We start from the raw sequence: 22,209 nt of genomic DNA, 5'->3' as shown, positions 1-22,209 counted from the left end.
ACTCAATGGCAAAAGAAACATCAGATAGAACCACCATTGATCTGTTCGCAACAGAAAAACGACGTGGTCGTCCTCGCAGCAACCCACTGCCGCGGGACCAGCAACTAAAAATTAATAAAAGAAATCAGATCCAACGCGACAGAGCGAACGGATTAAAGCGAATAGAGTTAAAGGTGTCACAAGATTTGTATGACGCCTTGAATGAACAGGCAATGGCCAGTAACATCAGCCGCAGTCAGTTAATAGAATCAATACTGCAGAAGCTTGTAAACGATTAAATGCTTCTGCAGCATAAATACCTTAAAGCGAACTAGATATTAAAGGAACAACAATGGCTACAGTAGGTCTTTTTTTCGGGTCTGACACAGGCAACACCGAAGCCGTCGCCAAAATGATCCAGAAAAAACTGGGTAAAAAAATGGTTGAGGTGAAAGATATCGCCAAAAGTACCAAAGAACAGATAGCAGATTATGATCTGCTTCTTTTCGGGATCCCAACATGGTATTACGGTGAAGCACAGTGTGATTGGGATGATTTTTTCCCAGAACTTGAGCAAGTCAACTTTGAAGATAAGCTTGTCGCTATTTTCGGTTGTGGTGATCAAGAAGACTACGCTGAATACTTTCTCGATGCGATGGGCATGGTTAATGAGATTGTTGAAGGTCGCGGCGGTATCGTTATCGGTCACTGGCCAACCGAAGGCTATGATTTTGAAGCGTCTAAAGGTTTAGTTGATGACAAACATTTTGTCGGACTAGGCATTGACGAAGACCGTCAACCAGAACTAACTGAAGAGCGTGTTGACGCTTGGGTCAAGCAGATCTATGAAGAGATGTGCTTAGCAGAATTAGAAGATTAATAGTCCATTAGGATTACTAAGCTTTAAAACAAAAACGGCATTTATGCCGTTTTTTGTGTTTGTAGTGATCATAAAAGATTTTTAGGTAGCAATTAGTAATGACAAGTATGGTTGAAGCCGATAACCCTTTGGCTCACTGGGATATATTTTGCGCTGTTGTCGATAACTATGGCGATATTGGCGTCACCTGGCGTCTTGCTAAGCAACTTACTAATGAATACCAGATAAACGTCACTTTATGGGTCGATGACTTAAAGAGTTTCTCCCATATACTGCCTTGTCTTGACCCAAAGCTTACCAGCCAAATACTGAATGGGGTAAAAATAAACCTTTGGAGTAACCCATTACCTGTTAGCTTTAACTGCCCAGATGTCGTCATTGAAGCATTTGCCTGTGACTTACCTGAACACGTTGTGCAAATCATGTATAACCAGCACCAAGCGTATAAAAATAATCTTAGCAACACTAAAGCGCCTGCTTGGTTAAACCTTGAATACCTTAGTGCGGAAACGTGGGTAGAGGGATGTCACGGTCTGCCCTCTATGCAAGCTAACGGTTTGAATAAGAATTTTTATTTCCCGGGATTTACCGCAAAGACTGGCGGTCTAATTTGTGAAAAAGACACCCTAGCTAAACGAGCACGCTGGCAAAGCAACCCAGATTGTCGTCAACAACTGTTTGATAAACTCGGCCTTATAGGAATTGCGAGTAGTGATACCGTCGTCAGTGTATTTAGCTATGAAACTCCGGCATTACCAGCGTTGTGCAATTTATGGATGCAAAGTAAAAAGCCCGTTCACGCACTCATACCTAAAGGGCGTAGTCTAAATTGTTTACACTCCTTATTGCCCTGCTCTATAACTGATCTTAAACCTGGGCAACAGATAAAACATGGTCAGCTAACCTTGCATATTTTGCCGATGACAGATCAACAAGGCTTTGATGAGCTGTTGTGGAGCTGTGATTTTAATATTGTACGTGGTGAAGACTCCTTTTTACGAGCCCAATGGGCGGCAAAACCTTTTATTTGGCATATCTATCCGCAAGAGGATGACTATCATCTGGTTAAATTAGATGCATTTCTCAAGTTGTACTGCAGTGACTTGGCTGATGATACCTCCAAAATATATAAAAAATTGAATATCGCGTTTAATATGGGAAATCCACAAGACACGCAAAAAGCATGGCAGAGTCTGACTGGTACCCTGCCCGAACTCACTAAAAACGCCAAACAATGGCCAATTAACACATTAAATGATACAGATCTTGCTTCTCGACTAGTTCAATTCGTCAAAAATAGCTAAGATACTGCGTTGAAATAGAAAAAACCTAAAATAGGAAATTGTGTAATGAAAACTGCTCATGAAGTCCGTCCTGGTAACGTGATCATGTTAGATGGCAACCCATGGGTTGTCCTAAAGACTGAAACAAGTCGCTCAGGCCGTAACGCTGCAGTGGTAAAGTTAAAGCTAAAGAACGTATTGCTTGACTCTACAACTGAAACATCATTCAAGGGTGAAGATAAGCTAGACGTTATCGTGCTAGATCGCCTTGATTGTACATATTCATACTTTGCTGATCCTATGTACGTATTTATGGATGAAGAATACAATCAGTATGATGTTGAAGCTGAAAACTTAGGTGATGCTGCAGCCTACATTACTGATGGTATGGAAGATGTTTGCCAGGTGACTTTCTACGAAGAGAAAGCGATTTCTGTAGAGTTACCGATTATCGTTACCCGCGAAGTGACCTACACTGAGCCTTCAGCACGTGGTGATACGTCAGGTAAAGTCATGAAGCCTGCTACTATTGCTGGCGGAAGCACATTAAGTGTTGCAGATTTCGTTAAAACTGGCGATATGATCGAAATCGATACTCGCACAAACGAATTTAAGAAACGCGTCTAAGCTTAAACGCGTTTCATCTAAGCCAACCGCGAGGTTGGCTTTTTATTGTCTAGATTACGGCCTACACAAATATAAATTGTATTCATTTACGCATTTTTGACACTGTAAGGTTAATTAAGATAATCGGCGAACAGACGCCTAAGCAATACATAACACTCCCCCAGGAGCACAGCCACAGAATTATCCTCCAATACCGTACGAAAATAACACCCCCAGTAGTGCAAACAGCTAACAGCAGCCTTATTTAACACTATCTTTGTAGAATCATTTTAGTTATTGTTCATTCCATGATGTCGTTAAGACAATAGACTCATTTTAAAAGCATTTTCGAGGTATTGATGCGCCCCATTATCAAATCCAATAAATTGGACTCTGTCTGCTACGATATTCGTGGCCCAGTGCATAAAGAAGCGAGAAGATTAGAGGATGAAGGTCACCGGATCTTAAAGCTCAATATTGGTAACCCAGCCCCCTTTGGATTTGAAGCCCCTGAAGAGATAGTTCGCGATGTCATTTTAAACCTACCAAGTGCTCAGGGATATTGTGAATCCAAAGGACTCTTTTCAGCCAGAAAGGCGATCGTTCAGCATTATCAATCCCAAGGCATATTCGGAGTCGATATTGAAGATATCTATATCGGCAACGGTGTATCTGAGCTGATTGTTATGGCGATGCAAGGCTTATTAAACAGTGATGATGAAGTGCTTATCCCCTCACCAGATTACCCGCTATGGACCGCTGCAGTCCATTTGTCAGGTGGTAAGGCACAACACTATCGCTGTGATGAAGAGTCAGATTGGTTTCCAGATATCGATGATATTAAAAGTAAAATTACTCCGCGTACGCGAGGGATTGTGCTGATAAACCCGAATAATCCCACCGGAGCCGTATATTCAAAAGAACTGATCCTAGAAGTCATCGAATTGTGCAGGCAAAATGACATGATTCTATTCAGTGATGAGATCTACGATAAAATCGTATATGACGACGCCGAGCATATTCCGTCAGCAAGCCTGTCAACTGACATATTAACAGTGACTTTTAATGGTCTTTCAAAAGTATACCGAGCTGCAGGCTTTCGAGTTGGCTGGATGATGCTAACAGGAAATTTAAAGTCAGCAAAAAGCTACATTGAAGGTTTAGACATGTTGGCATCAATGCGCTTGTGTGCCAACGTACCAAATCAACATGCAATACAAACCGCGCTTGGTGGCTATCAAAGTATCCAAGAGTTAGTACAACCTGGTGGACGCCTGCGAGAACAACGAGACACCTGTGTAGAGATGCTGAATCAGATCCCAGGCATAAGCGTGGTAAAACCTAAAGGTGCCCTTTATGCTTTCGCAAAACTGGATCAAAAGAAATTCAATTTACGCGATGATGAGCGTTTAGTGCTCGATTTGCTAAAAGAGAAAAAGATTCTTTTAGTTCAAGGTACTGCATTCAACTGGCCTGAACCTGATCACTTACGCGTTGTCTTCTTACCTTATAAAGATGAATTAGCCAAAGCACTGGGTGAGTTTGGTGAGTTCCTCGATGGATATAAACAATAAATTTTTTCGTTTCTAGGAGAGAACTACTTTTATCGATAAAACGACCTTAGGGTCGTTTTTTATTGAAGTGATTGTGATAATCTCAATAAGCTCTCACATGATGTAAGGAAACTAATGAGCCATTTATTTGCCCACTTAGCTAGAATGAAATTAATTCAACGCTGGCCACTTATGTACAACGTTAGAACAGAAAACGTTCAAGAACACTCGCTTCAAGTCGCTATGGTAGCGCATTCCCTTGCAATCATTAGCAACAAAAAATTTGATGGCAATTATGACCCTACCCAGGCAGCAACGATTGCTATCTTTCATGATGCGAGCGAAATACTTACCGGTGATCTGCCAACTCCAGTCAAATATTTTAATAAAGAGATAGAAGCGGAGTACAAAAAAATAGAAGCGATTGCAGAGCATCGTTTACTGGAGATGGTGCCCGAAGAATTTAAAGAAGACTATCAGGCACTGTTAACCAGTGAGTATGCTGACAGCCAATATAAGACATTAGTAAAGTCAGCTGACACACTTTGTGCATATTTAAAATGCTTAGAAGAGCGTCGGGCTGGTAATACTGAATTTAATACCGCGCAGAAGCGATTAGAGCAGAGTCTTAAAAATGATCCTAATCCAGCCGTAAACTATTTCATTGAATGTTTCATCCCAAGCTTCACACTCGATTTAGATGATATCAATAAGTTGCTATAAGTCTGACAAAGGAAGGCGCATGGATATTACCCCTTGGCATGAGAGACGTTTAATTGAAGACAAACACAGACGCAACGATCATCGTAGTCCCTATCAACGAGATCGTGCTCGCATACTGCACTCAGCGGCCTTTAGGCGGTTGCAAGCTAAGACACAGGTGCTTGGTGTCGGCCTTAACGACTTCTATCGCACTCGATTGACTCATTCGCTAGAAGTGAGCCAGATTGGCACAGGGATCCGTGCTCAGCTAAAACAAAAACACCCACAACAAGATGCATTACTTGATTCCATGAGCTTGATAGAATCTTTGTGCCTAGCTCACGATATTGGCCATCCGCCCTTTGGTCATGGTGGTGAAGTTGCACTTAACTATATGATGCGCGGTCATGGTGGTTTTGAAGGCAACGGGCAGACGTTTAGGATCTTAACCAGAATCGAACCTTATACTGAATATTATGGTATGAATCTCTGCCGACGTACACTACTCGGTGTACTCAAGTATCCTGCTCCCTACAGCCTACTGAATCGGAGCCTTGCACAAAAGGAAGTCAGTCACTTTAGACAGTTAAAACCCTCTCAATGGCCTCCTGTTAAAGGATTGTTTGATGATGACCTAGAGATCTTAGATTGGGTATTAGCGCCATTATCGGCAGCAGATAAAGCATTGTTTCTTTCTCATCAGCTTGTCGTTGGGTCCGTCCATCGCAGAACCCAATATAAATCTTTTGACTGTTCAATTATGGAACTGGCAGATGATATTGCGTATGCGGTTCATGATCTAGAAGACGCGATTGTTATGGGGATCGTTACCCGAGAGCAGTGGACTAATGATGTAGAGAGCAAGCTAAAACTGAGCCAAGATAATTGGATAAAAAACGAGTTCACGACAATAGGTGAAAGACTGTTCTCTAGTAAACATCATTTAAGAAAAGATGCCATAGGTACCCTAGTGAATGGTTTTGTAACCGCTATTTCCATTGTTGAAAACTTAGAATTCAATGAGCCTTTACTTAGATATAATGCGGCACTTGAGAGCGACTTTGATGAGGCATTAGAGGTCCTTAAGCAATTTGTTTATCAATACGTTATTCGAAAACCCGAAATACAGATGCTTGAATATAAAGGCCAACAAATAGTCATGGAATTGTTTGAAGCGTTTATCTCTGATCCAGAGCGATTACTGCCGACAAATACTCAAGAGCGCTGGAAAGAAGCACAGCAAAAAGGGCTTAACTGTCACCGCGTCATAGCGGATTATATCTCAGGGATGACAGATGAGTTTGCAGCTAGGCTGCATCAACACCTGTTCAGCCCCAAATCAGGATCAATGATTGAGTTAAATCGAGAACTTTAGTGAGTTAACCTTCTTAAACCGAGCAGGTATATACAAAAAAGGCACCTAACGGTGCTTTTCTTATTTAATTAGAGCCAGCTAAGCCATCACACCAGGAAATAGACCTTTAATTCCGGCGCCAATAACCTCGATGCCAATCGAAAGCATCAACAAGCCCATAAGACGAGTAATGACGTTAATGCCTGTGTTACCCAGCACCTTAAAAATTAGCGGCGCCATTCTAAACAGTGAGAAACTTAACAAACCAAACAGGATCACCGTAATAGACATGCCAATCAGGTTCTCAAAGCTATTGTGCTCAGCTGCAAAAACAATTACCGAACTAATGGCGCCTGGACCTGCCATCAACGGCAGCGCTAACGGCACGACCGCAACCGATTCCATTCCAGATGCTTCACGGTCTTCCTCTTTGTTGCGCTTAACCTCACCTAATTTACCTTGCAACATCGACATAGCAATAATACAAATAAGTGAGCCGCCGGCTATCCTAAAGGCAGATAGAGAGATACTGAACAGATTTAATATATGTTGGCCAGCAAAAATAGTGACTAGCAAGATCACAACAACCGCAAAATTTGCGATTTTACCGGTTTGATTACGTTCAACTTCAGTTTGGTGGCTAGTTAAACTTACAAACACCGGCAGCAGTCCAAATGGATTGATGATCGCAATTAACCCTAAGAAAAACTTTACATAAAGAGTTAAATCCAACGTCTTGTCCTCTGCGCCTTAGCGCGTCTATATTGGTAATAAAAAAGTTGCGCTACTCTAACGCAACTATCCAAAATCCAAAAATGAGATTTTCTAACCGAAATCACAACTTTGAATAAATTTTATTAATCGATTTTTAAAGCTGATGTTTACATAAATGTAACACCTTGTTGCTAAGATAGTTATTTTATTACAGATAGCAACATTTTTGCGGAGTTGATCACAGTGAACAAGGCCATTTGAGTGTAATTTTTCTCCATGGATTCAATTCTAGTTGTGAGAAAGGTTAGCAAAATCCAATTTTGCTAAATTTTTTTAGGATACACACTATGACAGTTACCAATGAACAGGAACTCAATAATCTGGTAAGCAGAGTCGTTGAAGCTCAGCGACAATTTGCCGATTATAGCCAAGAACAGGTCGATGTGATCTTCAGAGCTGCTGCACTTGCTGCAGCAGATGCCCGGATCTCGCTAGCCAAAATGGCTGCTACTGAAACCCGAATGGGCGTACTTGAAGACAAAGTCATTAAAAATCATTTCGCCTCAGAGTATATCTACAACAAATACAAGGATGAAAAAACCTGTGGGATCTTATCTGAAGATCCTACCTTTGGTACCATCACCATTGCTGAGCCAGTTGGCCTGATCTGCGGTATCGTGCCAACCACTAATCCAACATCCACAGCAATATTTAAAGCCTTAATTAGCTTAAAGACCCGTAACGGCATTATTTTTTCACCGCATCCAAGAGCTAAAAACTCTACCACAACCGCAGCTAGAATAGTGCTAGAAGCCGCTGTCGCTGCTGGTGCGCCGAAAGATATTATTGGCTGGATTGATGAGCCTTCTGTCGCACTTTCAAATCAATTAATGACCCATGCGGATATCAACCTTATTTTGGCTACTGGTGGTCCAGGCATGGTCAAAGCCGCCTACTCTTCAGGAAAACCGGCTATTGGTGTTGGTGCTGGAAACACGCCGATAGTCATTGATGAAACGGCTGACATAAAGCGTGCTGTTAGTTCTATATTAATGTCAAAAACCTTTGATAATGGTGTGGTTTGTGCGTCAGAACAAGCCGTTGTCATTGTTGATGAGATCTATGATGTCGTCAAAGAACGTTTCGCCAGCCATGGAGGTTATGTACTGAACGCTGCTGAAACGGCTGCAATGCAAGACGTAATCCTTAAAAATGGTGGTTTGAACGCTGATATCGTTGGCCAAAGCGCTGCTACCATCGCGAAAATGGCTGGCATAGAGGTTCATCACAGTACTAAGGTGCTAATTGGCGAAGTCAGTAATATCGACCAAGCAGAAGCCTTTGCCCATGAAAAACTATCGCCACTCTTAGCCATGTATCGCGCTGATAATTTTGAAGATGCAATGGATAAAGCTGAAGCATTAGTGACTCTTGGTGGTATTGGTCATACATCTGGCTTGTATACGGATCAAGATACTCAAGTTGAACGTGTAAAAACATTTGGCTTTAGAATGAAAACCGCACGAATTCTAATAAATACGCCCGCATCACAAGGTGGTATCGGCGATCTTTATAACTTCAAACTCGCTCCCTCTTTAACACTCGGTTGCGGTTCTTGGGGCGGAAATTCTATTTCAGAAAACGTTGGGCCAAGTCATCTTATTAACAAAAAAATGGTCGCTAAAAGGGCTGAGAATATGTTGTGGCATAAACTTCCATCATCTATCTACTTCCGTCGTGGTAGTTTGCCCATTGCTTTAGAAGAGCTATCAGACAAGAAACGTGCGCTTATCGTCACCGACAAGTACCTGTTCAACAATGGCTACTGTGATGAGACAATAAAAATCCTCAAGATCCAAGGGTTAGAAACCGAAGTATTTTATGATGTTGAAGCTGATCCAACGATGCAAATCGTTGAGCAAGGCGCTAAAGTAGCCCATAGCTTTCAGCCAGATGTCATCATCGCGTTAGGTGGCGGTTCACCAATGGATGCAGCAAAAATTATATGGGTTATGTACGAACATCCAGATGTCGATTTTGCCGACCTTGCTTTACGCTTTATGGATATTCGTAAACGTATCTACAAGTTCCCTAAGTTGGGGAAAAAAGCCAAGATGGTTGCGATACCCACCACATCAGGTACTGGATCAGAAGTCACGCCTTTTGCAGTGGTCACAGATGAAAAAACGGGTATGAAGTACCCTATCGCAGATTATGAATTGACGCCGAATATGGCAATTGTTGACCCGAATTTAGTGATGGATATGCCAAAATCACTAACCGCTTTCGGTGGTATTGATGCAATAACTCACGCATTAGAAGCCTATGTGAGTGTAATGGCAAACGAGTACAGTGACGGCCAAGCATTACAAGCACTCGATCTGCTATTCACCCATCTACCAGATTCTTACGAGCATGGCGCCAATGCCCCATTAGCCCGCGAGAAAGTACATAACGGCGCAACAATTGCGGGTATCGCATTTGCCAACGCATTTCTCGGTATTTGTCACTCTATGGCACATAAGCTAGGTGCAGAGTTCCACTTAGCACACGGTCTAGCTAACGCACTGCTTATTAGTAATGTTATTCGTTTCAACGCAACTGACATGCCGACTAAGCAGGCGGCTTTTAGTCAGTACGATAGACCTAAAGCATTATGTCGCTATGCAAAAATAGCTGAGTACTTAAAACTTGAAGGCACCATCGGTGAAGGCGTTACAGATGAAGAAAAAGTCGAGGCTCTACTTAAAGAAATTGATGTCATCAAGGAGAAGATTGGCATTCCAAGCTCAATCCAAGCAGCAGGCGTCAACGAAGCCGACTTCATCGCAAAACTAGACGAACTCGCCGAAGATGCATTTGATGATCAGTGCACCGGAGCTAACCCTCGTTACCCATTGATTAGCGAGCTAAAGCAGGTTTTACTTGCAAGCTATTATGGCACTGACTACAGCGATGAATAATTCTTATACTGATTGGTATAAGTAAAACACAGATATTTTGTTTTCATAGAAAAGCCTTAACAGCTCGCTGTTAAGGCTTTTTATTTTAGCTTAATGATGCGCTAAAGCTTTAGCTTTAATGCGATAAGCATGTAATAAAGGCTCAGTGTACCCAGAAGGCTGCGTGGTTCCTTTAAAGACAAGATCACAAGCCGCTTTAAATGCGATGCCATCGAAACTAGGAGACATATTAATGTAGCTACTATCACCCTTGTTCTGCTCATCAACAATCGCAGCCATCTTTTTAAGCGCGGTCATGACCTCTTCTTCAGTGCATATTCCGTGTGTAAGCCAATTGGCTAAATGTTGAGAAGAGATCCTTAGCGTTGCCCTATCTTCCATCAATCCTACATTATTAATATCGGGTACCTTGGAGCAACCTACACCTTGATCAATCCAACGTACGACATACCCCAATATGCCTTGTGCATTATTCTCCAATTCAAAAGCCTTTAACTCTGCAGATAGCTTTGATGGATTAGGCATTAGTGGGATGGTGAGTAGATCATCTAAACTCGCTCTATCACGATTTTTCAGTTCATTCTGCACATCTTCTACATTAATTTTATGATAATGCGTCGAATGTAAAACCGCGCCATTAGGAGATGGAACCCAAGCAGTATTGGCGCCAGCCTGCGGATGGCCAACCTTTTGCTCAAGCATTGCAGCCATTTCATCAGGCATAGGCCACATACCTTTACCAATTTGTGAACGTCCTTGCAGACCGCATTCTAAACCAATATCAACATTCCAATCTTCATAAGCTGCAATCCATTTTTGCTGTTTCATTGTCGATTTAGCAACAAATGGACCTGCTTGCATCGAGGTATGGATCTCGTCACCGGTTCGATCTAAGAATCCTGTATTAATAAATACCACTCTTTCAGAGGCTTCACGAATACACTCTTTTAAATTGACTGTAGTACGGCGCTCTTCATCCATAATGCCGACTTTTATCGTGTTTCGGGCAAGCTTTAACGCATCTTCAATACTAGTGAACAAATCACAAGTGAACTTAACCTCTTCAGGCCCATGCATCTTAGGCTTTACGATGTTTATCGAGCCCTTACGGCTGTTACTACGCTTGTTATTATGACCTTTAATATCATGTAGCGCGGCAAGCACGGTAAACATGCCATCTAACAGCCCTTCAGGTACCTCTTTGCCCTGCTTATCTAATACGGCATTGATTGTCATTAAATGACCAACATTACGCACAAATAATAAGCTACGACCCGGTAACACAAAGTGTTGACCATTTGGCGCTTTATAATTTCTGTCGTCATTAAGCTCTCTAACAATTTCTTTGCCGTTCTTAGCTAACGTTGCGGTTAAGTTACCTTGCATTAGTCCAAGCCAATTACGATAGATCTCGACTTTATCTTCGGCATCAACGGCCGCTACAGAGTCCTCACAATCCATAATAGTGGTCACAGCGGCCTCAACGAGAAGATCGCTAACTCCTGCCTTATCACCTTTACCAATTAGACTCCCAGCATCAATTTGGATCTCAATATGAAGACCGTTATTCTTAAGCAAAATAGCTTTAGGTGTTTTAGCCGCCCCCATATAACCCACAAAACGTTCGGGGTTAACAAGTTGCGTTGCTAATCCATTTTCAAGGGATATCTTTAATTGATCACCTTCAACCCAATATGCGGTTACATCAGCATGAGAGCCTTGAGTTAATGGTGCTGCCGTATCTAGGTGCTGCTTCGCAAACGCAATCACTTTAGCGCCGCGCTGGGGGTTGTAAGTTTTGCTTAGCTCTGCATCGTTTGACTCTGAAATCGCGTCAGTACCGTATAACGCGTCATACAAACTACCCCAACGCGCATTTGCAGCGTTTAGAGCAAAACGGGCATTTTTAACGGGCACCACGAGTTGTGGGCCTGCTTGCTCGGTAATTTCAGTATCAACGTTTTCGGTACTAATAGAGAAAGCTTCTCTTTCAGGAACTAGGTAACCGATATCGGTTAAGAAAATTTTGTACGCCGCTAAGTTAAAGTCTTGACCCTTATGACCAAGATGCCATTCATCAAGTTGAAGTTGTAGTTGCTCTCTCTTTTGCAACAATTTGTGGTTAATAGGCGCAAATTCAGCGACAAGCTCTTCAAACTTTGTCCATACGGTTTCAGCGGAGAACCCAATACCAGGGCAAATCTCTTCTTCGACCAGCTCCGCTAACTCTGAAGCAACCTTTAAGCCACCAATTTGAATATACTTAGTCATTTGTTGTCCCTCTTAATCCTTTGCAAAGTCCGACTGAACACTCGAGTCCACTTACTAACTACACCTAATTGGCGTTATATTCTTTAGCCTATATCAAGCAAGCTTCATTTATCTAATTTATAACAGCAATGCTCGATATTCACCACGCTTATGACTGGTGGCTTTTTGGTGTAAAAAAACATCACTTTGGTACAAATTGTTCAACTTACACTTTGCCGCGACTAAAGCTATCCGCCGTTTGGGTAATGAGCTGTCGCATCCACTTATGAGCTGGATTGTGTTGTAGCAGCGGGCTCCAGGCCATGGTTAGTGCTATAGGTTGAATAATGAAAGGCGGAGCAACGATGCTAACCCTGTCGTTATGTTCATGCTGTCTTGCCATTTTACTTGGTATGGTTGCGATCAAATCTTGTTGCTCTGCCAACAAACACGCTGCTTGGTAATGTCGGGTAAATACGGTAATTCGCCTTTGTACACCGATGCGAGTTAATGCTTCATCAACCCAGCCTAAACGTTGCACGTCAGCCGGGTCCATACCTACCCCGACTCCCATCCCTGTTTTACTGACCCAAACATGTTTTGCTTCAAGGTAACTATCGAGTGAGAACTTTTCTAATACAGGATTAGTCTTACTAATCAAACAGCTAAAGTCATCACTCCAGAGTACTTTTTGGTGGAACGATTGTGGAATACTGTCAAAACGGTTAATAACCATATCGACTCTTCCTTGTTCTACATCAGGGAAACTCACATCACTTGGGGTCATGATGTCTAAAATTACATTTGGCGCTTCAGTACGAAGTTTTGCAATAAGCGGTGGAATTAGCGTCGCTTCAGCATAATCACTTGCCATTACACGGAACACTTGTTCGCTTTCAGCAGCATTGAATTTGGCTCGTGGCTGTACTGCTTTTTCTAACCCAATAATTAATTCGCTTATTGTTGGCTGTAACTCTTGCGCCCTTTCGGTGGGCGTCATCCCTTGGCTAGTCCTTATCAACAAGGGATCATCAAACAATGTCCGCAATCTTTTTAAACCATTACTCATGGCTGGCTGGCTGATCCCAAGCTGATCCGCTGCCTTTGTAACATTTCGTTCACGTAACAGTACATCTAAATAAACTAACAAATTCAGGTCAATACGAGATATATTCATAAAATAAATACCGAGAATAAAAACTATAAATTAGACTTATTTAACCAAATCTAACTAATATTTTCAACGTAATCAATCGCCGCTAATCATATTGTTAAAGGAATATACACATGACAAACTACAGAAATAACATCGATGAAGCCGCTACCTTGATTAATGCAGAAGGTAGTGCATGGAATGCAATCAACCCAGAATCAGTAGCCCGTATGCGACTACAGAATCGTTTCAAAACAGGGTTAGACATCGCTAAATATACTGCAAAGATTATGCGCGAAGATATGGATAACTACGATAAAGACTCATCGCAGTACACCCAGTCTCTTGGTTGCTGGCATGGCTTTATTGGTCAGCAAAAAATGATTTCGATTAAAAAGCACCTGCTTACCACTAAACGTCGATACTTATATCTTTCAGGCTGGATGGTTGCAGCACTTCGCAGTGAGTTTGGTCCCCTTCCTGACCAATCTATGCACGAGAAGACTTCTGTAGCCTCGCTGATTAAAGAGTTATACACCTTCCTTCGTCAAGCAGACGCTCGAGAACTTGGCGGCTTATTTCGCCAGCTAGATACAGCTAGCGCTGCAGACAAGCCCGCAATTCAAGCAAAAATAGATAACTTCGAGACTCACGTAGTACCAATCATTGCTGATATTGATGCCGGTTTTGGTAACGAAGAAGCGACTTACCTAATGGCGAAGCAGATGATTGAAGCCGGAGCTTGCTGTATTCAGCTTGAAAACCAAGTATCTGACGTTAAACAGTGTGGTCACCAAGACGGTAAAGTGACCGTACCGCACGTTGAATTCTTAGCAAAGATTAACGCTGTCCGTTATGCATTTTTAGAGCTCGGTATTGATGATGGCGTAATCGTTGCGCGTACCGACTCATTAGGCGCCGGTCTTACACAAAAAATTGCCGTAACTAACGAAGCTGGCGATTTAGGTGACCAATACAATTCATTCCTAGAAGTAGAAGCTATCGATGCAGCAAACCTTGCCAACGGTGATGTGGTGTTCCAGCAAAATGGTCAACTAGTGAAGCCTTCACGCCTGCCAAATGGTCTGTTTAAGTTCCGTGCTGGTACAGGTGAAGAGCGTTGTGTTCTTGATTGTATTACATCGCTACAAAATGGCGCGGATCTACTTTGGATTGAGACTGAAAAACCACATGTTTCTCAGATTGGCGGCATGGTTAATGAGATCCGTAAAACCATTCCAAATGCCAAACTTGTTTATAACAACTCGCCTTCATTTAACTGGACACTAAACTTCCGTCAGCAAGTATTCGATTCAATGCAAGAGGCAGGACAAGATGTCTCAGCTTACAACCGTGACCAACTAATGAGTGTTGATTACGATGCAACAGAACTTGCGGTTCAAGCTGATGAGAAAATTAGAACCTTCCAAGCAGATGCTGCACGTGAAGCGGGTATTTTCCATCACCTGATTACATTACCTACTTACCACACAGCTGCGCTATCTACTGATAACTTGGCTAAAGAGTACTTCGGTGACCAAGGTATGCTGGGTTACGTGGCTAATGTTCAACGTAAAGAGATCCGTCAAGGCATCGCGTGTGTTAAACACCAGAACATGGCTGGTTCAGACATGGGTGACGATCACAAAGAGTACTTCTCTGGTGACCAAGCACTGAAAGCATCAGGTAAAGACAACACCATGAACCAATTTTAGTCTCTGTCGTCTTTGGGCTTGCTAAGTTTTTGAAGTGGACTTAGCCCCAAAGTGAGCTAACTCTAAAAGGCCTGCATTATATATGTAGGCCTTTTTATTTATCTAACGAACCACTAGTTTTGATAAAGCGCTTAACATTAATATTTTTAATCAATAAAATTCAACTCAGTAACGACAAATAAACACAAATATAACAGCAAGATAGTTAGCAACCTTCATTACACACATGCTCTGACTAAATGGCAGCTCAATTTTTTTCACTAAAAATCTTTAGTTCAAGCTCTGGTGATATTGAGTTATTGCGACCTTCGTGACTCCAGTCATTGCTTTATAGTAATACGCCATCCAGGTGAACAGTGAACAGGCTTAAAATTTACAGCTTTAGCTGGCAAATAAAACGTGACGAAGTTAACACTTCCTGAAGCCATGTATCAATATGTTACAGGGCTAACTTGTTGCATTACGCCAAAGTCGTTAGGCTGCGAGCAACTTTAACCTAGTAAGCCATAGCATGTCATTTAAGTACAAACCTTCTGCGGGATTTACCCTAATCGAACTGGTAATAGTCATCGTCATATTGGCTGTTTTATCTGTAGTAGCAGTACCTAAGTTTTTGAACCTCAGTTCCGATGCAAAAGCCGCTGACGTGCGTGCTCTCGCCGCTTTGCTCTCAACTCAAAACCAATTAGTGTATGCAAAAAGTAATCTCGCGAATATCGCAGCGCTGGAAGAGTGTTCTTTTCAGTGTGGTAATCACCCCAATTGGGATATCCCTGTCGGTGAATACTTTATTGATGCCAGTGGCACACGTTTATATGTGAGTTTGGGCTATCCCATAGCACCACTATCTTCATCAAGTACAGTTAATAACAATTACCGTACTGTTTTTGGTTTGGGTGAACAACAATTCTCTATAACCATAGCTCGCACCGAAAACTCGGCAACAGCGATAGTGCCTGCGGTATCTAAGGATAAGCTAACCGAGATAGAAAATGGACAGTATAGATGCCATGTGGTGTATAGCGCGCCGACAAAATCTCGACGTTATTCGGTTACGGCTTACACTGAGGATTGTTAGCATTCATGCAGCTAAAAGGCTTGCTAATTCGCACTAGTGTATAGGTGGCTTACATAAAGTAGTCATGTTCGACTTTGCTAATTCTTAACGCAAATTGACTGTACCAGCGCGCTTTACCCATCTGCTGCGCCTCAATATGTTCTGCGTTTTGTTTCCATGCTTTAATGGCGTCCAATGACTGCCAATAAGAGACGGTAATCCCTAACTCCTCTCTAGCCGACTCAATTCCCAAAAAACCAACCTGAGTTGCTGCAAGGGCTTGCATCCGCGTGCCCATTGCAGCATAACCTTCAGTATCGTTAGATAAAATAGAGGTAAATACTACACAGTAATAAGGTGGTTTTGGAGTATTCGCCAGCGTAATCATAAATATCCTTTTATTACAGAATGATCGAAAAACCAGCTTAAACTGGGTGGTAATCAATCTAATTTTTTGCAAAAAAAAGCCAGAACAAATGTTCTGGCTTCTCGTTTTCGCTGTTACTTCTCAGTCCAGCGATCCATCCAACCGAGAACGTTGTCGTACCATTGCTCTAAGTTATCTGGGTTTAAGATCCAATGATTCTCATCTGGGTAGACAAGCAATTCAGATGGGATCCCTTTACGCTGCATAAAGGTAAATGCCGCTAAACCTTGGCCATAAGGTACACGGAAGTCTTTCTCGCCGTGAATGACCAACATAGGAGTCTGCCAGTTATCTACGTAGTTGACTGGGTTAAACTTCTCATACAGCTCTTTGTTCTTAGCATACGTACCACCGAACTCATATTCAGGGAACCAAAGCTCTTCAGTTACGTAGTACATTGAGCGCATATCAAATAAACCAGCATGGTTAACTAGACATTTAAAACCATCATTCCAGTTACCTTGGATCCAGTTCATCATGTAACCGCCGTATGAACCGCCTAGTGCACAAGCTCTATCGCCATCTAACCATTTCTGTTGCTTAGTAACTGCAGCAAGACCTTTCTGTAGATCTTCAAGTGGTTTACCACCCCAATCTTTGGTAATTGAATCGGTAAATGCTTGACCATAACCGGTAGAACCATGGAAATCGATCATCACGACGCCATAACCTGCTCCAGCCCATAGCTGAGCATTCCAACGGCTGCTGAACGAGTTGCCGAATGACCCTTGTGGACCACCATGAACCAAGAAGGCTATCGGGTATTTCTCGCCTGCTTTATAGTTAGAGGGTTTAATCCAGTAGCCATAAACTTCTTCGTTGTTCCAACCTTTAAAGCTAAACTGTTGATACTCGCCAAACTTAATCTCTGCAAGCTTGTCTTTATTGATCTCAGTAAGTCTATTTAGATTTTGACCATCTAAATTAATAGAGTAAAGGTCACCGGGCTCAACCAGAGACTTTTTACTAAATACGATTTTGTCTGCATTAATACCAACGACGCTGTTACTACCTTCGTTATAGATAGTTTTTACGTCACCAAATTGAGTGTTTACTTCAAATATGGACACTTGTCCTACATCTTGTGCAGTCACGTAGAGTGTTTTGTTGTCTTTACCAAATGCCAAAGAGTGCGGGCTACGATCCCACATAGGTGCGACTTCTTTCTCTTGCCCTGTTACCGTATCACGTAACATTATGCGGTAACGGTCAGCTTCAAAACCAGGTTTTGACATTGCTAAGTAAGCTAAATAACGTCCGTCTGCGGAGTAAGTCGGATGTGCATCCCATGCTTTGTTAGATTCTGTAAGGTTCTTTGCTTCACCGCCATCGACGCTCACTTTCCATAAATCATAGTTAGTGATCCAAGCTTGATCTTTACTTGGCGCTTTCGCGCTATAAACAACATACTTACCATCGGGTGTGAAGGTTACTTCTTCCATACCGGAGAACGGTTTAGGCGGTGTTTCAGTGTCTAAACCCGCTGTGACGTCAATAGCTGTTGTTACTTTTTCACCATTTAACTTGGCAACAAACAGATGGCTTCTTGAATGATCATTCCAAGTATCCCAGTGTCTCACCATTAACTGTTTATATTCCCTGCCCGTTGACGTGCGAGCAGCCTCTTCTTCAAACTTCTCTTTCGAGCAGTTTAAATCTTTACACTCAGGGAAAACACGCATATTCACGACAGCTTGGGTGCCGTCATTAGAAAGTTTAAAACCTTCAACATCGAGCGGGAAATCTGTGACTTGTCTTGCTTCACCACCGTCCAGTGCAAGCTGATATAGCTGACTAGCACCATCACGAGCAGCAAGAAAGTAGATACTCTTATCATTTGGCCCAAAAGCTACGCTGTGCTCTGTCCCTGAAAATTGAGTTATTTGTTTAGCTGTCGCAGAGCTAGAGTTTAAATCTTGAATATATAGGTCTGAACTTCCCTTACCGTCTGCATCAACATTTTTCACGGCATAAACAACTTTAGTACCATCGTTCGACAGTACTGCTGAGTGTAGCTTGTTGATTTTAACCAATTGTTGAACACTGAAAGGCTGTGGGCTAGTGGCTTGAACGCTAAATGCAGCGCCCACTGACGCTAACGCCAAAATGATTGCAGTTTTTTTCATCGTAGTTATCTTATTGTTATGTTTAAAAAGAATCTTACCGAGATTAATCGGTATCTTTATCCCTGAAGCGATACAGCACACTATCCAAAATAAATGGCTTAAGCAATACGTTTAAGCCATTCAATTTGGCTCTAGTTGGTAGCAGTCTCATTTAAGGCCGTTTAAATGAGACTCTTTAGAGGTTATGTTCAACAGCGACTTTTGTCTTCTCGGATCCGAGCCTGTAACTGTTGAAATACAAGATGTTATTAGCTATTTAGTTTTAATTTCCAAATAGCAGGACCGGTATCGTGAGCATTAACGCCTTCTGAATCGACAGCCACTGTCACGGGCATATCTTTAACATCAAACTCGTAGATAGCTTCCATACCTAAGTCTTCAAAGGCAACTACGCGTGATTTCTTAATCGCCTTTGATACTAGGTAAGCGGCGCCACCAACTGCCATTAAATAACATGATTTGTGCTTTTTAATGGACTCAACGGTTGCAGGGCCGCGCTCAGCTTTGCCAATCATCCCCATAAGCCCTGTCTTCTCTAGCATCAGGTCAGTAAACTTATCCATACGAGTTGCTGTCGTAGGGCCCGCCGGGCCAACAACTTCATCACCAACAGGATCGACTGGGCCAACGTAGTAAATAAACTTACCCTTGAAGTCCACTCCTTTTGGCAAGCCTTCGCCACTTTCAATTAAGCTTTGTATGCGTTTGTGAGCTGCGTCTCGACCGGTTAACATTTTGCCGCTTAATAACACGGTGTCACCGCTCTTCCACTGCTGCATCTCTTCTTGAGTCACTGTATCTAAATTCACGCGGCGAACACTTTCTCCCACTTCCCATGTGATCTCAGGCCAGTCTTCCAAAGACGGTGGAGCGAGATCAGCAGGACCTGTGCCATCTAAATGGAAGTGCACATGGCGTGTTGCGGCGCAGTTAGGGATCATGACAACAGGTTTTGATGCCGCGTGAGTTGGCGCCGATTTAATTTTAATATCTAACACAGTCGTCACACCGCCTAGACCTTGAGCACCGATCCCCAATTTGTTTGCACGGTCAAAGATCTCGAGACGTAATTTCTCGTCTGTCGTTTCTGCACCGCGTGCTTGTAGTTCGTGAATATCGACAGGGTCCATCAATGACTCTTTTGCCATGACAGCCGCTTTCTCAGCAGTTCCGCCAATACCTATACCTAGCATTCCAGGTGGACACCAGCCAGCGCCCATAGTCGGTAGGGTTTTCTCTACCCAGGCCGCAATGTCGTCAGATGGGTTTAGCATCACCATTTTAGATTTATTTTCTGAGCCGCCGCCTTTTGCTGCAATGGCAACTTCGACATGATTACCTGGCACCATTTCAACATGCACAACTGACGGAGTGTTGTCTTTAGTATTCTTACGGCCACCAGCAGGATCGGCAACGATCGATGCTCTAAGTGGATTGTCAGGATTGGTGTATGCGCGGCGTACGCCTTCATCAACCATCTCTTGCACGGTCAAATCGGTTTTATCCCATTGGACAGCCATACCAATCTTAACAAAACAGGTCACAATACCAGTGTCCTGACACAGTGGACGCTTCCCTTCCGCCGACATACGTGAATTGATCAAGATCTGTGCAATCGCATCTTTAGCTGCGGCACTTTCTTCACGCTCATAGGCATCAGCCATTGAGTCAACGAAATCTTTTGGGTGATAATAGGAGATATATTGCAGGGCATCAGCAACGCTTTCGATTAAATCGGCTTGCTTGATTACAGGGACTACTTTGCTCACAGACACTTCCTTTTTAACAGACACTTATTTTGATAACCGATACATCCAGATAACAGCTCAAGATGTACGCTCCAGCAGCCTTAATGGCTTGTGTGTTTTGTTTTTATAACTTGTGTGAGCAATATGATACTCTTTCGCGACTTTGAGTTAAACATCACATTTTAGATAGGGTTAATAGATGAACAATATGACGCCTAAATCCGTTTATTCGATGCGTCTTGATTGGAATTTGACCACTGAAACCGTTTTCAGCCTTTTTTCCGACTCTCCATGGGCCATTTTGCTCGATTCTGCCAATGCTGATCACGTTGATGCAAAGTACGATGTGATCTGCGTTGCACCCATTGCAACATTAACTAGCAATCAAACGTGTAGTTACATCACGAAGTCATCCAATCGAGAAGCATTGTTTTCGCTACAGACTGGCAGCGAAAATAAACAGTTTATTACTGAAGAATATTTAGATGATCCATTTGAATTGTTAAACAAAACCTTATCTGAGCTGTTCCCTATCTCTAAAGAGAGCTTATTGCCCTTTTCTGGCGGTGCAATGGGAAGCTTCAGTTATGATCTCGCGCGTAATATTGAAAAGTTGCCTAACAAGGCTGCAGATGACATCACGCTACCAATCATGAATGTTGGCTTTTATGATTGGGCGCTGGTGTTCGATTACCAGCAAAAATGCTGGTCATTAGTCCATTACCAAAGCCAGCAAGCATTAACCAAGCTAAAGAACCAACTTGATGGCTTAATTGCCCAACAAGGCAAAGATGCACACACAAACTGCGCAGCCAACCAAGCGAATTTGGCTCATGAACCGTTTAAATTAACTTCTGCTTGGAAGAATCAAATTGATGCTAGGGATTATCATCAAAAATTCGCACAGGTACAACAATACCTTCAAAGCGGTGACTGTTACCAAATAAACCTCACTCAAAGATTTAGCAGTGAATATCAAGGTGATGAATGGCAAGCTTATCAAACATTAAGGCAAAGTAATGCCGCGCCTTTTTCTGCCTTTATCAGACTACCAGGTCATGCAGTGTTATCGATATCGCCTGAACGCTTTATTTCGTTATCGGGGTCTCAAGTTCAAACAAAGCCTATTAAAGGCACGATGCCAAGAGATAACGATCCTGCCATTGACAACGAGTTAGCACTTGAACTTGCCAACTCTGACAAAGATCGCGCCGAAAACCTGATGATTGTAGATCTACTTAGAAATGATATAGGTAAGGTAGCAACAGCAGGCTCGGTCTCTGTTCCAACACTTTTTGATATCGAGAGTTTTCCTGCAGTTCATCATCTTGTCAGTACTGTTACTGCCACATTGAAGCCATCTCTTAATGCTAGCGATCTGTTGAGATCCTGCTTTCCTGGTGGATCAATTACCGGTGCGCCTAAAATCCGAGCGATGGAAATAATTGAAGAGCTTGAACCCTCACGCCGAAGCCTTTACTGTGGTTCTATTGGTTACATTAGCCAAGACGGAAATATGGACACGAGTATTACTATACGAACCTTAGTGGCGCAAAATGATAAAGATAAGAATATTATCTACTGCTGGGCTGGTGGCGGGATTGTCGCTGATTCTAAGGTTGAGGCCGAGTATCAAGAAACTTTTGATAAGGTGAGTAAAATCTTACCCGTACTATCAAATATGAACCAAGAGGCGTAA

The 22,209-nt window shown here is 42.5% G+C and carries 17 protein-coding genes; 11 read left to right on the top strand and 6 right to left on the bottom strand.

From position 1 onward, the window contains the following. The first annotated feature begins 5 nt into the window (after positions 1-5). The 7 genes from ybfE (at position 6) to AB4135_RS06795 (ending at position 6,378) form a co-directional block, all read left to right on the top strand. On the top strand, positions 6-278 hold the full coding sequence (gene ybfE / locus AB4135_RS06825; protein WP_371991456.1) for a LexA regulated protein: 273 nt from the start codon (positions 6-8) through the stop codon (positions 276-278). A gap of 53 nt (positions 279-331) precedes the next feature. Continuing rightward, the gene (fldA, locus tag AB4135_RS06820) at positions 332-859 is read left to right on the top strand and encodes a flavodoxin FldA (RefSeq protein WP_020912708.1); all 528 of its coding nucleotides are present in this window, start codon (positions 332-334) and stop codon (positions 857-859) included. 98 nt (positions 860-957) lie between these two features. Further along, the gene (gene earP, locus AB4135_RS06815) at positions 958-2,163 is read left to right on the top strand and encodes an elongation factor P maturation arginine rhamnosyltransferase EarP (protein WP_371991454.1); all 1,206 of its coding nucleotides are present in this window, start codon (positions 958-960) and stop codon (positions 2,161-2,163) included. Positions 2,164-2,208: 45 nt separating this feature from the next. Next, positions 2,209-2,769: an elongation factor P gene (efp, locus tag AB4135_RS06810; RefSeq protein WP_371991452.1), complete on the top strand. Its 561-nt coding sequence runs from the start codon at positions 2,209-2,211 to the stop codon at positions 2,767-2,769. Positions 2,770-3,107: 338 nt separating this feature from the next. Beyond that, positions 3,108-4,322, top strand: a complete 1,215-nt coding sequence (locus tag AB4135_RS06805) for a pyridoxal phosphate-dependent aminotransferase (RefSeq protein ID WP_371991450.1) — start codon at positions 3,108-3,110, stop codon at positions 4,320-4,322. 114 nt (positions 4,323-4,436) lie between these two features. After that, positions 4,437-5,024: a 5'-deoxynucleotidase gene (gene yfbR / locus AB4135_RS06800; protein ID WP_371991448.1), complete on the top strand. Its 588-nt coding sequence runs from the start codon at positions 4,437-4,439 to the stop codon at positions 5,022-5,024. Between the two features lie 19 nt (positions 5,025-5,043). Further along, on the top strand, positions 5,044-6,378 hold the full coding sequence (locus AB4135_RS06795) for an anti-phage deoxyguanosine triphosphatase (protein ID WP_371991446.1): 1,335 nt from the start codon (positions 5,044-5,046) through the stop codon (positions 6,376-6,378). A gap of 78 nt (positions 6,379-6,456) precedes the next feature. On the opposite strand, the gene AB4135_RS06790 is transcribed toward AB4135_RS06795, so the two are convergent. Then, entirely contained in the window at positions 6,457-7,089 is a 633-nt protein-coding gene (locus AB4135_RS06790; protein ID WP_371991444.1) for a YchE family NAAT transporter, read from the bottom strand. Positions 7,090-7,418: 329 nt separating this feature from the next. On the opposite strand from AB4135_RS06790, the gene adhE reads away from it, so the two are divergent. Then, positions 7,419-10,034: a bifunctional acetaldehyde-CoA/alcohol dehydrogenase gene (adhE, locus tag AB4135_RS06785; protein WP_371991442.1), complete on the top strand. Its 2,616-nt coding sequence runs from the start codon at positions 7,419-7,421 to the stop codon at positions 10,032-10,034. Between the two features lie 90 nt (positions 10,035-10,124). On the opposite strand, the gene AB4135_RS06780 is transcribed toward adhE, so the two are convergent. Both AB4135_RS06780 and AB4135_RS06775 read right to left on the bottom strand, forming a co-directional pair. Further along, positions 10,125-12,305: a malate synthase G gene (locus AB4135_RS06780; RefSeq protein ID WP_371991440.1), complete on the bottom strand. Its 2,181-nt coding sequence runs from the start codon at positions 12,303-12,305 to the stop codon at positions 10,125-10,127. Between the two features lie 205 nt (positions 12,306-12,510). Further along, a complete protein-coding gene (locus AB4135_RS06775; RefSeq protein ID WP_371991438.1) occupies positions 12,511-13,461 on the bottom strand; it encodes a LysR family transcriptional regulator in 951 nt (316 codons plus the stop codon). Positions 13,462-13,571: 110 nt separating this feature from the next. Between AB4135_RS06775 and AB4135_RS06770 the strand changes: the two genes are divergently transcribed. Both AB4135_RS06770 and AB4135_RS06765 read left to right on the top strand, forming a co-directional pair. Then, positions 13,572-15,152 carry an isocitrate lyase gene (locus tag AB4135_RS06770; RefSeq protein ID WP_371991436.1) on the top strand — a complete coding sequence of 527 codons (1,581 nt, stop codon included), beginning with the start codon at positions 13,572-13,574 and terminating at the stop codon, positions 15,150-15,152. Positions 15,153-15,663: 511 nt separating this feature from the next. After that, positions 15,664-16,230, top strand: a complete 567-nt coding sequence (locus tag AB4135_RS06765; RefSeq protein ID WP_371991434.1) for a Tfp pilus assembly protein FimT/FimU — start codon at positions 15,664-15,666, stop codon at positions 16,228-16,230. Between the two features lie 49 nt (positions 16,231-16,279). Here AB4135_RS06765 and AB4135_RS06760 read toward each other — a convergent pair whose 3' ends face one another. From AB4135_RS06760 to AB4135_RS06750, 3 genes are all read right to left on the bottom strand, one after another. Continuing rightward, entirely contained in the window at positions 16,280-16,597 is a 318-nt protein-coding gene (locus AB4135_RS06760; protein ID WP_371991432.1) for an antibiotic biosynthesis monooxygenase, read from the bottom strand. Between the two features lie 113 nt (positions 16,598-16,710). Then, a complete protein-coding gene (locus AB4135_RS06755; protein ID WP_371991431.1) occupies positions 16,711-18,762 on the bottom strand; it encodes a prolyl oligopeptidase family serine peptidase in 2,052 nt (683 codons plus the stop codon). 248 nt (positions 18,763-19,010) lie between these two features. Next, the gene (locus tag AB4135_RS06750) at positions 19,011-20,531 is read right to left on the bottom strand and encodes a fumarate hydratase (protein WP_371991429.1); all 1,521 of its coding nucleotides are present in this window, start codon (positions 20,529-20,531) and stop codon (positions 19,011-19,013) included. A gap of 178 nt (positions 20,532-20,709) precedes the next feature. Here AB4135_RS06750 and pabB point away from each other — a divergent pair, with 178 nt between their 5' ends. Further along, on the top strand, positions 20,710-22,209 hold the full coding sequence (gene pabB, locus AB4135_RS06745) for an aminodeoxychorismate synthase component I (RefSeq protein WP_371991428.1): 1,500 nt from the start codon (positions 20,710-20,712) through the stop codon (positions 22,207-22,209).

Origin of the sequence: Shewanella sp. 10N.286.54.B9 (assembly GCF_041468565.1) — a bacterium.
Taxonomy (GTDB): Bacteria; Pseudomonadota; Gammaproteobacteria; order Enterobacterales; family Shewanellaceae; genus Shewanella.
This window is presented reverse-complemented; position numbering and strand designations above follow the sequence as displayed.

Bases quoted from the DNA above. Each gene is read 5' to 3' on its own strand.
- ybfE (WP_371991456.1), top strand. From the start codon at position 6: ATGGCAAAAGAAACATCAGATAGAACCACCATTGATCTGTTCGCAACA.
- fldA (WP_020912708.1), top strand. From the start codon at position 332: ATGGCTACAGTAGGTCTTTTTTTCGGGTCTGACACAGGCAACACCGAA.
- earP (WP_371991454.1), top strand. From the start codon at position 958: ATGACAAGTATGGTTGAAGCCGATAACCCTTTGGCTCACTGGGATATA.
- efp (WP_371991452.1), top strand. From the start codon at position 2,209: ATGAAAACTGCTCATGAAGTCCGTCCTGGTAACGTGATCATGTTAGAT.
- AB4135_RS06805 (WP_371991450.1), top strand. From the start codon at position 3,108: ATGCGCCCCATTATCAAATCCAATAAATTGGACTCTGTCTGCTACGAT.
- yfbR (WP_371991448.1), top strand. From the start codon at position 4,437: ATGAGCCATTTATTTGCCCACTTAGCTAGAATGAAATTAATTCAACGC.
- AB4135_RS06795 (WP_371991446.1), top strand. From the start codon at position 5,044: ATGGATATTACCCCTTGGCATGAGAGACGTTTAATTGAAGACAAACAC.
- adhE (WP_371991442.1), top strand. From the start codon at position 7,419: ATGACAGTTACCAATGAACAGGAACTCAATAATCTGGTAAGCAGAGTC.
- AB4135_RS06780 (WP_371991440.1), bottom strand. From the start codon at position 12,305: ATGACTAAGTATATTCAAATTGGTGGCTTAAAGGTTGCTTCAGAGTTA.
- AB4135_RS06775 (WP_371991438.1), bottom strand. From the start codon at position 13,461: ATGAATATATCTCGTATTGACCTGAATTTGTTAGTTTATTTAGATGTA.
- AB4135_RS06770 (WP_371991436.1), top strand. From the start codon at position 13,572: ATGACAAACTACAGAAATAACATCGATGAAGCCGCTACCTTGATTAAT.
- AB4135_RS06765 (WP_371991434.1), top strand. From the start codon at position 15,664: ATGTCATTTAAGTACAAACCTTCTGCGGGATTTACCCTAATCGAACTG.
- AB4135_RS06760 (WP_371991432.1), bottom strand. From the start codon at position 16,597: ATGATTACGCTGGCGAATACTCCAAAACCACCTTATTACTGTGTAGTA.
- AB4135_RS06755 (WP_371991431.1), bottom strand. From the start codon at position 18,762: ATGAAAAAAACTGCAATCATTTTGGCGTTAGCGTCAGTGGGCGCTGCA.
- pabB (WP_371991428.1), top strand. From the start codon at position 20,710: ATGAACAATATGACGCCTAAATCCGTTTATTCGATGCGTCTTGATTGG.